Below are 9,292 nucleotides of genomic sequence, written 5' to 3' on the forward strand. Positions count from 1 at the left end.
GCTCAAGTACTCGGTTTGCTCAACGATAGGTAAAGCTTGTGCATCAGTGGCCGGTAGCTGACCGCCACCAGCAGCAAGGTGACCAGGCCACTGGCGGCCAGGCCCAGTAACAGCGTCAGGCGGTTGGGCCCCAGGCCTGCGATCAGTTCGAACAGCGGGTTGCTGAGCGCCAGGCCCAGCGCGGTCATCAGGCTGATGCGCAACAGGTCGCGCAGCCAGGGACCGTGCACGGCAGGCGCCAGGTGTCGGTGCACGATCAGCGGCCAGATGGCCAGCGACACCAGGCGCAGGCCGAACCAGGCAAGGGCCGCCCCCAGCACCCCCAGTTCATCGATGGCCCAGACCAGCAGCGGTACGCTGATGACGGCCGACACCAGGCTGTAACCGACATGCAGGCGCATCTGGCCATAGGCGTATTGCAGGTAGAACTGGAACGCGCTGATGGCCATGATCGCGCTTCCCAGGGCATACCAGCCCAGCACCGGCTGGCTCCAGCGCGCGGCCGTCTCATCGCCGGTCCAGGCGTAAATCAGTGCTTCGCCATGCAGGGCAATGATCGCCGCCAACGGAAACAGCACCGTGCAGACCAGCCGGTGCGCGGCCAGAAACAGGTTGTGCATGTCGTCTTCACGGTCCTCGGCCACCAGCCGGGTGAGGCGTGGCAGCAGAGTCTGCACCAAGGGGTTGGTCAGGGTCAGGATGCCGGTGGCGACCAGCGCCACCAGCGAAAAGTACCCGTACTCGGCCAGCGGCAGGCGTTCGGACAGCAGCACCTTGTCCATCTGGGTCAGGACAATCCATAGCACGGCGGTCAGCGACAGGCTGGCGGCAAACGGCAGCACCGGCCTGACCTGCACGCCGTCGAAGCCGGCCAGCAAGGCGCCGGGCATCTGCCGCCAGGCGCGCACAGCGAACAGCAGGGTCTCGACCAGGCTGATCAGGGCCTGGAACAAGAAGAAATCACGCACATCGCTGGACACCGAACTGACCAGCCACAGCGCGCCGAAATAGCGCAGGGTGGCAATCAGCACATTGGCGCCATTGAGCCAGGCGTGCTGTTCCAGGCCTTGCAGGCCGCTTTTATACAGCGTGGCGTACAGGCGCAGGGCAATGATCACGCCCATCAGGCCAATGCAGTCGCTGACGCTTTGCGCCGACAGACTCTGGGCATTGAGCCAGTGGCTGGCGATCCACGGGCTGGCCAGATGGATGGCCAGCGCGCAACCCAGGGTCAGGGGCAGAAAGATGATCTCGAACGAGCGCAGCAGCCGCCCACAGTTCAGGCGTCCTGAGCGGGTCGCCGGCTGGTGGGCCACCGCACGGACCAGGCTGGGCGACAGGCCGGCGTCGAGCAGTTGCAACCAGGCCTGCATGACGGTGAAAAACCCGATCAGGCCGTAGGCTTCGGCCCCCAGATGCCCCAGGTAAAAGGGCATGACCGCAATTCCTGTCCCCAGCACGTAAGCCTGGCCGGCATAGTTCAGCACGGTGTTGCGAATCACCGACATGCTCAATACTCGACTGGCGCCACGACCGGGCGAGTGAGGCGTGGGCTGCACGTTTCCAGCACGCTGTCGATCACGCGATTCTGGTCTTCGTGCGGCAGGCCCGGGTAGATCGGCAGGCATAATACCCGGTCGCTCAGGGCGCGGGCGGCGGGCTGGCCCGGCTGTGGCTGCAGGTATTCCAGGGTGTCCAGGCACGGGTAGAAATAGCGCCGCGGATTGATGCCGCGGGCATTGAGCAGGCTGCGTACCTGCAGTAGATGTGTCTCATCGCTCAGGGCGATCGGGTAGTAGCTGTAATTGGCCTGGCTGTGGGTTTGCGGTTGCTGCAGGTCGACATAATCACGCAGCCGCGTGGTGTAACGGTCGGCGATTTCGGCCCGTGCCTCCAGAATGGTGTCGATGTCGTCAAGAATGCACAGCCCCATCGCTGCGCAAAACTCATTGAGCTTGGCATTGATGCCAATGCCCTCTATGCGGTCGACGCCGCTGATACCGAAGTTGCACAGCAGCATGGCACGCCGGGCCACGTCATCGTCGTTGGTGATGATGGCACCGCCTTCGATGGTGTGGAACAGTTTGGTGGCGTGAAAGCTCAGGATGCTGATGTCGCCCCAGGCATACACCGATTGTCCGGCGTAGCGCACCGAGAACGCGTGCGCGCCGTCATAAACCACCTTGAGTTGGCGTCGACGGGCGATTTCGTCGATGGCCTGTACCGCGCACGGGTTGCCGAAGACATGCGTGGCGACGATGGCTGAGGTGTCGGCTTCGATCGCCTGTTCGATGTGCCGGGGTGACAGGTTCCAGGTCTTGGGGTCGATGTCGGCAAAGATGGGGCGAATACCTTCCCACTGCAGCGAACTGCTGGTCGCCACGAAACTGAACGGGGTGGTGACGGCACTGCCGGTGAGGTTCAGCGCCCGATAGGCGATCTGCAAGGCCAGGGTGCCGTTGTTGGTCAGGATCACATGGCGTACGCCCAGGTAATCACGCAAGCGTGCCTGCAACTCTTCGACCAATGGTCCGTGGTTGGTCAGCCAGCCGCGTGCGTAAATCCCTTCGACATAGCGCTTGAACTTGTCGATATCGCCAAGATAGGTCTTGGTCACATTAATCATCGAAACCTCCGTGTCAGTGGGTTCAGCAGGCTGTGGCAAATAAGGCGGACAGGTATGGATCAGGATGCTTGCGGCGGCTCGTCGCGCAGGGCTCTGGCGCTGAGACGGGCGGCGCGGCGCTGGCTGTATCTGAGAATCAGCCGGGTCGCCAGGCTGCCGCTGTGCGGGTCGCCAAAGTGCAGCAGCACCGTGGCGCGCATCAGGCCGGGGCTGCACGGCTGATTGGTGTGCAGGGTGCGATAGCCCCAGAACAGGTAAAGATTGCCGGGCACCAGCGGCAGGATCATTGGCTTGAGCCAGCCGCGCTGGATGGCCTGGCCCATCAACCAGCGGCTGGCCTTGTTCTGCAGCAAGGCCTTCTGGATCAGGTTGACCAGAATCGACTGGCGGGCGCGGCGAAGGTTGGGAAACAGCATCAGGTCACCGCGCTCCTGGCCTTCGGTGGGGATGTGAATCGGCACCAGCACGGTGACCAGGCTGGCGTCGAAGTGAAAACAGTTCGACTCACGGCGCCCTTGTGCGCCCTGTACACAGCGCAGGACCGGAAAGATCCTGGAACTGAGGCTGTCGTGACCGGTGGCCAGCCGATAGAGCGCGGCCAGTAACTGCTTGAGTTGCGGATTCGACCAAAGCTGCACCAGCACCTTGTGATTGAGGTGCTGCTCACCGTGATAGGCAAAGTACTCGCCCGGGTGGCGCTCGGCGTGCTCACGGGTGAAGGCGCGCAATTGCGCCAGGTCTTCCTGGCCCGGCAGACCTTCGATCCGGGCATAGCCTTGGGTGTCCATCAGGCCGGCCAGCGTGGTGGCGTAGTCGGTGACAGCTTCAGCAGTGGATGACATTCGGTACACCTCATGGGCAGGGGGAGGCGAAAAACCAAAGGCATGGCGGCAGGGCCTGGCTTGTCAACGATCCGTTCGGCCACGCTACCGCCCCAGGCACAAGCACCAGGCGGGGTGAAGGCAGGCAAGGCAGGCCCGTGACCGTCAGCCACAGTCGGCCGTGAGGGTCGGAAAACTTTTGGGCAAAGCTACCGCCATACCGAACAGGTTCAGTCATTCAAATAGGGGTATGCGAGTCGACAGACATCCAGCGGCATGCAGCAGCACCGTGGAAACAACCGGGATACAGGGTTACAGCGATGTGGGGTCACTACGACCATTCCGATGCAATGCTCTGTGGCATTGGCATAAAAGCCAGGAATCGTCAGACAGGTCTATATATTGAAGCTGTGTAGGAATCTGTCAAATTATTTCGTCAATTTCCTGTTAAATTTTTAATAAAGCCCAAATTGTAAGTTCTAACCGTTTGAATTCAGTAAAAGTCAAAAAAACAACAGGGTGTTTTTTCACTTGGCATGACGGTTTTCTGGCAATCGGGCAGACCTTCATGGATCACATCTGCTGCATGAAGTTGACACACGACACGGCGTTCAAGTCACGGTAGAGCACGTTGTACCAAGCATTGAGCAATATCGGCAATCTGCCTGTGAAGCGGTGCGATACCAGGCTTTTATTGACGAAAGCCGGCTGGGAGTGACACGAATGGCCTTGTAAGGTTGTTTATTCTTTTTTTGAATATATAAATTCAAATTTAGAATTTTTAGTTCTATTTGATTGGGTGCATCATGCTTTCATGGTTATGCCATCACCTCCTAACAGGTGTGAGGCAGCAACGTGCCGCCGCGGCCCTGTTCGACTGGCCGGGCCGTGTATATCAGGGGAATGTTCATGAGCAATAGCGCACTGTATTTCGACTACGCCGCCACCACGCCCGTGGACGAGCGTGTCATCCAGGTGATGGTGGCCTGTCTGGGGCAGGCGGGTCACTTTGGCAACCCGGCCTCCAGTTCCCATGGATTCGGTCAACAGGCGCGAATGCTCGTGGAGCAGGCCCGACAGCAGGTGGCAGCCCTGGTGGGCGCCCGTTCCGGGCAGATCGTCTGGACCTCCGGTGCGACCGAGTCCAACAACCTGGCGCTCAAGGGTGTGGCCGAGGCGTACACGCAGCGCAGCGGCAAGACCGTCGGGCATATCATTACCAGCCAGATCGAACACAAGGCCATCCTCGATACCGCGCAGTACCTGCAAGGGCGGGGGGTAGACGTCACCTACCTGGCGCCGGACGCCGATGGCCTGATCAGCGCCGAGGCGGTCAGCGCCGCCTTGCGTGACGACACGTTTCTGGTGTCGCTGATGCTGGTCAACAACGAGCTGGGCACGGTCAACGACATTGCGGCCATTGGTGATCGCGTACGCCAGCACGGCGCCTTGCTGCATGTGGATGCCGCTCAAGCAGCCGGCAAGCGGCCTATTGACCTGAGCACGCTGGCGGTCGATCTGATGTCGTTCTCGGCGCACAAGCTCTACGGGCCCAAGGGCATCGGCGCCTTGTACGTCGGGCCGCGTGCCGAGCAACGGGTGTTGGCGCAGATTCACGGCGGTGGTCACGAGCAGGGCCTGCGCTCTGGAACCCTGGCGACTCACCAGATCGCCGGCATGGGGGCTGCCTTTGCCTTGGCCGCTGAATCACTGGATAAGGAGATTGCCTGGATCCAAAGGCTCAATGACCGTCTGTGCGAGCAACTGGCAGGCATCAAGGGGCTGGTCATCAACGGCAGCCGCGAGCAGCGCATCCCGCACACCCTGAGCCTGACGTTCACGCGCCATGATCTGGATGTGGCCGCCTTGGGCAAGTCGCTGGCCTTTTCTTCGACCTCGGCCTGCAACTCGGCGAAAAATGCACCTTCTCATGTGTTGCTGGCGCTGGGCCTTGATGCGGCAGCCGCCAGCCAGACCATTCGCCTGAGCCTGGGGCGTTTTACTTGCGAGGCTGATATTGACGGCGCCGCCGGGCTGATTCAGGCAGCTCTGAGTCGTCCACCGTTCTGGGCGGTTGCTCAGTCGTAAGCGCTGCTCCATTATCTGTCCCAAGGTCAATTCCGGGTCAGCAGGAGCGGTAATGAGTAAGCAAACCAATGCCCATGCAGGCGCAAGCGAGCGTCTGGCGCAGGCACGGGCGGTGATGAGTCGTGAAAAAATCGATGCCTGGCTGGTGCCCTCGGCCGATCCGCATCTTTCCGAATACTTGCCGGGGTTCTGGCAGGGGCGCCAATGGGTGTCCGGGTTTCATGGTTCGGTCGGGACGCTGGTCGTCACTCAGGATTTCGCCGGCCTTTGGGCTGACAGCCGTTACTGGGAGCAGGCGAGCAAGGAGCTGGCCGGCAGCGGCATCGAGCTGGTCAGGCTGTTGCCCGGCCAGCCGGGGCCGCTGGAATGGCTGGCCGACCAGGCCGAGGCCGATACCGTGGTCGCGGTTGACGGTGCGGTATTGGCCGTAGCTTCTTCCCGAACCCTGGCCAGCAAGCTGTATGACCGTGGCGCAAGATTTCGTACCGACCTGGACCTGCTCACCGAGTTGTGGCAAGACCGTCCGGCCTTGCCGACCCATCCTGTCTACGAGCATCTGCCGCCTTATGCCACGGTGTCGCGCCGGGAAAAGATCGAGCGACTGCGCAAGACCATGGCCGAGCGCGGGGCTGACTGGCACTTTATCGCGACTTTGGATGACATTGCCTGGCTGTTCAACCTGCGCGGCTCGGACGTGTCTTATAACCCGGTGTTCATTGCGTTTGCTCTGGTCGGGCCCAAGAGCGTCACCTTGTTTGTCAGTGGCGAAAAGATCGACGCTGCGGTGCGCCAGAGCCTGCAGCGCGACGGCGTCAATCTGCTGGAGTACAGCCAGATTGGGGCTGCGCTGCGCCGGGTGCCCAAAGCCGCACGACTGTTGGTCGATCCGGCGCGTGTCACCTGTGGCCTGCTCGATTATCTCGACAGCGAGATCAGCCTGGTCGAGGGGCTCAATCCCACAACCTTGTTCAAGTCGCAGAAGAGCGCTGAGGATTTGCGCCATATCCGTCTGGTGATGGAGCAGGACGGTGCAGCGCTGTGTGAGTTCTTTGCCTGGCTGGAAGCGTCCCTGGGGCACGAGCCGGTCAGTGAACTGACCATTGATGAGCAACTGGGGCTGGCCCGGCAGCGGCGGCCCGGTTACGTGTGCCCCAGTTTTGCGACCATTGCCGGTTTCAATGCCAACGGTGCCATGCCGCATTACCGTGCCACTGAAGCGGAGCATGCGCAGATCGAAGGCAATGGCCTGTTATTGATTGATTCCGGCGGTCAATACCAGGGCGGAACGACTGACATCACGCGAATGGTTCCGGTCGGCGAACCCAGTGTGATGCAGAAGCAGGATTGCAGTCGCGTACTCAAGGGTGTGATTGCCTTGTCGCGAGCGCGTTTTCCCAAGGCAGTGCCTGCGCCGCTACTGGACGCTATCGCTCGCGCACCGATGTGGGCCGATGGGGTCAACTACGGTCATGGCACCGGCCATGGCGTAGGTTACTTTCTCAATGTGCATGAAGGACCACAGGTGATCGCCTACCAGGCACCGGTCACCCCACAGACGGCCATGCAGGCGGGCATGATCACGTCGATCGAGCCTGGAACTTACCGGCCGGGGCGTTGGGGGGTGCGTATCGAGAACCTGGTGATCAACCAGGAGGCGGAGCAGACCGAGTTTGGCGAGTTCCTGCGCTTCGAAACCCTGACACTGTGTCCGATCGACACGCGTTGCCTGGACCTGTCGCTGCTCAATGCGGACGAGAAAGGGTGGCTCAATCGCTACCATGCCCATGTCCGCCAACGCTTGAGCCCTTTATTGCAAGGGGCTGCATTGCAGTGGCTGCAAGCGCGTACCGTCGCTGTCTGATCAAGCGGCAAGCATCGCTCAGAGGCGTGATTTCTTGCAGATGATGATCATGCTGCGACTGGTATAGCCGGCGGGATTCAGGCCGAACGGGTAATCGCCGGGGTCTTCGACGGCATCACCGGACTTGGCGATTACCCTGTATTGCCCGGACTGGCAGGTATTGGCTGCAAGTTCCTGGCACCTCTCCCAGGAGGAAGACAATCCCGAGCAGTTGATATGAATGCCGCGCTTGCCCAGCACAACCGGCTTGGCTGTCGCGGCGCATCCTGTCACGCCAAGCAGCGCCAGTACGATAACAATGTATTTCATCCCGTTCCTTAACCGGCCATGTCTGAAAGCCACTATCGGGCCTGAGTCTTTGTACTCAAGGGATATCGATCGGTTCACAGATATTTCCCGCAAACTGCATCGGTCAGGCTCTAAACATGGCGCATGCGCGGAACAAATGCTAGTGCCTTGTCATGTATCGTGATTGAGAATCAGTCGCCCGGCACCAGTTTGGGGCGCTCTGGCGTGGCCGACAGGGTGACGCCAATCGATGCCAGAATGATTGCGCCCATGGCCAGCCATTGCAGTGCCGACAGCTGCTCGTGCAGAAACAGCAGGCCAGACAAGGCGGCGATGACCGGCTCCAGGCTGGCCAGTGTGCCGAAAGTGCGCGTGGACATACGCGTCAGTGCCACCATTTCCAGGCTATAAGGCAAGGCGGTCGACAAGATGGCCACGCCGATGGCAGCCGGCAGCAAGCCGATGTCCAGAAGAGCCGAGCCGGCGTGTGCCACGCCAAAGGGCGCGACGAACAGGGCGGCGACGATAACGCCAAGGGCCGCAGTCTGTACGCCGTTGCCTTCACCGGCTTTCTGACCGAAAACGATGTAGGCGGCCCAGCAGGCACCGGCGCCCAAGGCATAGGCGGCCCCTAGCGGATCGAGGCTGGCACTGCTGCGGCCGTCGGGGATCAGCAACAATAGGCCGCCGACGGCCAGGGCGATCCAGACGACATCGATTGTGCGGCGTGAAGTCAGCAATGCCACGGCCAGAGGGCCGGTAAGCTCCAGTGCTACGGCAATGCCCAGCGGCACACTGCGCAACGACATATAGAAGAGCAGGTTCATCCCGCCCAGTGCGATGCCATACACAATGATCATGCGCAGCGATCGAGCCGTCAGGCGAACGCGCCAGGGGCGCAGGACCAGGATCATGATGAGACTGGCAAAGATCAGTCTCAGCGTGGTGGTGCCCTGAGCACCAATGGCAGGGAACAGGCTCTTGGCCAGTGAAGCGCCGGTCTGGATGGAAACCATCGCGATAATCAGCAGCCCCAGAGGGAACAGTATGGAAGAGGGGGGTGACGAGGGTTTCATGGCGGGTGCTGTCCTGAGGGTGCTGTCTATATATAAGAAGCATGATGAGTAACCTGAACGGTTTGCGCAATATAATGCGCATTTATTTAATTTCGGCCTGGTTTGAAATTAAGTGTTGACGCCCTGTCTCAGCGCTCTATAATGCGCACCATTCCCGCCGCGGAAGAAACTGAAAACTCCTTGAATATCAATGAGTTGGCGCCCTGTCTCAGCGCTCTATAATGCGCACCATTCCCGCCGCGGAAGAAACTGAAAACTCCTTGAATATCAATGAGTTGGATAAGAAATCGGCGAGGGGATGGTGCTGGCCTCMGGGCCGCRGCGGTGAAAAAGGTAGTTGACAGCAAGTTTCAATGCTGTATTATTCGCCTCCCGCTGACGAGTTGATCGAAAGATCGGTCGGCACGCAAGTGATGAAGGYTTCAGAGTTGCTCTGRAAACTTCCRAAAATAATCACTTGACATGTTACACAGGCGCTGTAGAATGCGCGCCTCGGTTGAAGCGAACAGCTCAACCAACCGCTCTTTAACAC

7 protein-coding genes are annotated in these 9,292 nt (G+C 60.4%); 2 read left to right on the forward strand and 5 right to left on the reverse strand.

Annotated features, from left to right (window positions below; genetic code table 11):
* Window positions 1-2: 2 nt before the first annotated feature.
* From ASF84_RS13290 to ASF84_RS13300, 3 genes are read right to left on the reverse strand one after another with little or no spacing between them, the layout of a single operon-like run.
* Window positions 3-1,508, reverse strand: a complete 1,506-nt coding sequence (locus tag ASF84_RS13290; protein WP_056839026.1) for a lipopolysaccharide biosynthesis protein — start codon at window positions 1,506-1,508, stop codon at window positions 3-5.
* A 2-nt stretch (window positions 1,509-1,510) separates the two neighbouring features.
* Complete coding sequence (locus tag ASF84_RS13295; protein ID WP_056839028.1) at window positions 1,511-2,626, reverse strand: DegT/DnrJ/EryC1/StrS family aminotransferase; 1,116 nt, start codon at window positions 2,624-2,626, stop codon at window positions 1,511-1,513.
* 59 nt (window positions 2,627-2,685) lie between these two features.
* The gene (locus ASF84_RS13300) at window positions 2,686-3,468 is read right to left on the reverse strand and encodes a hypothetical protein (RefSeq protein WP_056839030.1); all 783 of its coding nucleotides are present in this window, start codon (window positions 3,466-3,468) and stop codon (window positions 2,686-2,688) included.
* Between the two features lie 888 nt (window positions 3,469-4,356).
* Here ASF84_RS13300 and ASF84_RS13305 point away from each other — a divergent pair.
* Both ASF84_RS13305 and ASF84_RS13310 read left to right on the forward strand, forming a co-directional pair.
* On the forward strand, window positions 4,357-5,535 hold the full coding sequence (locus ASF84_RS13305) for a cysteine desulfurase family protein (RefSeq protein WP_056839031.1): 1,179 nt from the start codon (window positions 4,357-4,359) through the stop codon (window positions 5,533-5,535).
* A 52-nt stretch (window positions 5,536-5,587) separates the two neighbouring features.
* Window positions 5,588-7,396, forward strand: a complete 1,809-nt coding sequence (locus ASF84_RS13310) for an aminopeptidase P family protein (protein WP_056839033.1) — start codon at window positions 5,588-5,590, stop codon at window positions 7,394-7,396.
* An 18-nt stretch (window positions 7,397-7,414) separates the two neighbouring features.
* Here ASF84_RS13310 and ASF84_RS13315 read toward each other — a convergent pair whose 3' ends face one another.
* Window positions 7,415-7,705 (reverse strand): hypothetical protein, encoded by a 291-nt coding sequence (locus ASF84_RS13315; protein WP_056839036.1) that lies wholly within the window; start codon window positions 7,703-7,705, stop codon window positions 7,415-7,417.
* Window positions 7,706-7,875: 170 nt separating this feature from the next.
* On the reverse strand, window positions 7,876-8,760 hold the full coding sequence (gene rhtA, locus ASF84_RS13320) for a threonine/homoserine exporter RhtA (protein ID WP_056839038.1): 885 nt from the start codon (window positions 8,758-8,760) through the stop codon (window positions 7,876-7,878).
* Window positions 8,761-9,292 lie beyond the last annotated feature (532 nt).

It is taken from the genome of Pseudomonas sp. Leaf127, assembly GCF_001423155.1.
GTDB classification, from domain to species: Bacteria; Pseudomonadota; Gammaproteobacteria; order Pseudomonadales; family Pseudomonadaceae; genus Aquipseudomonas; species Aquipseudomonas ovata.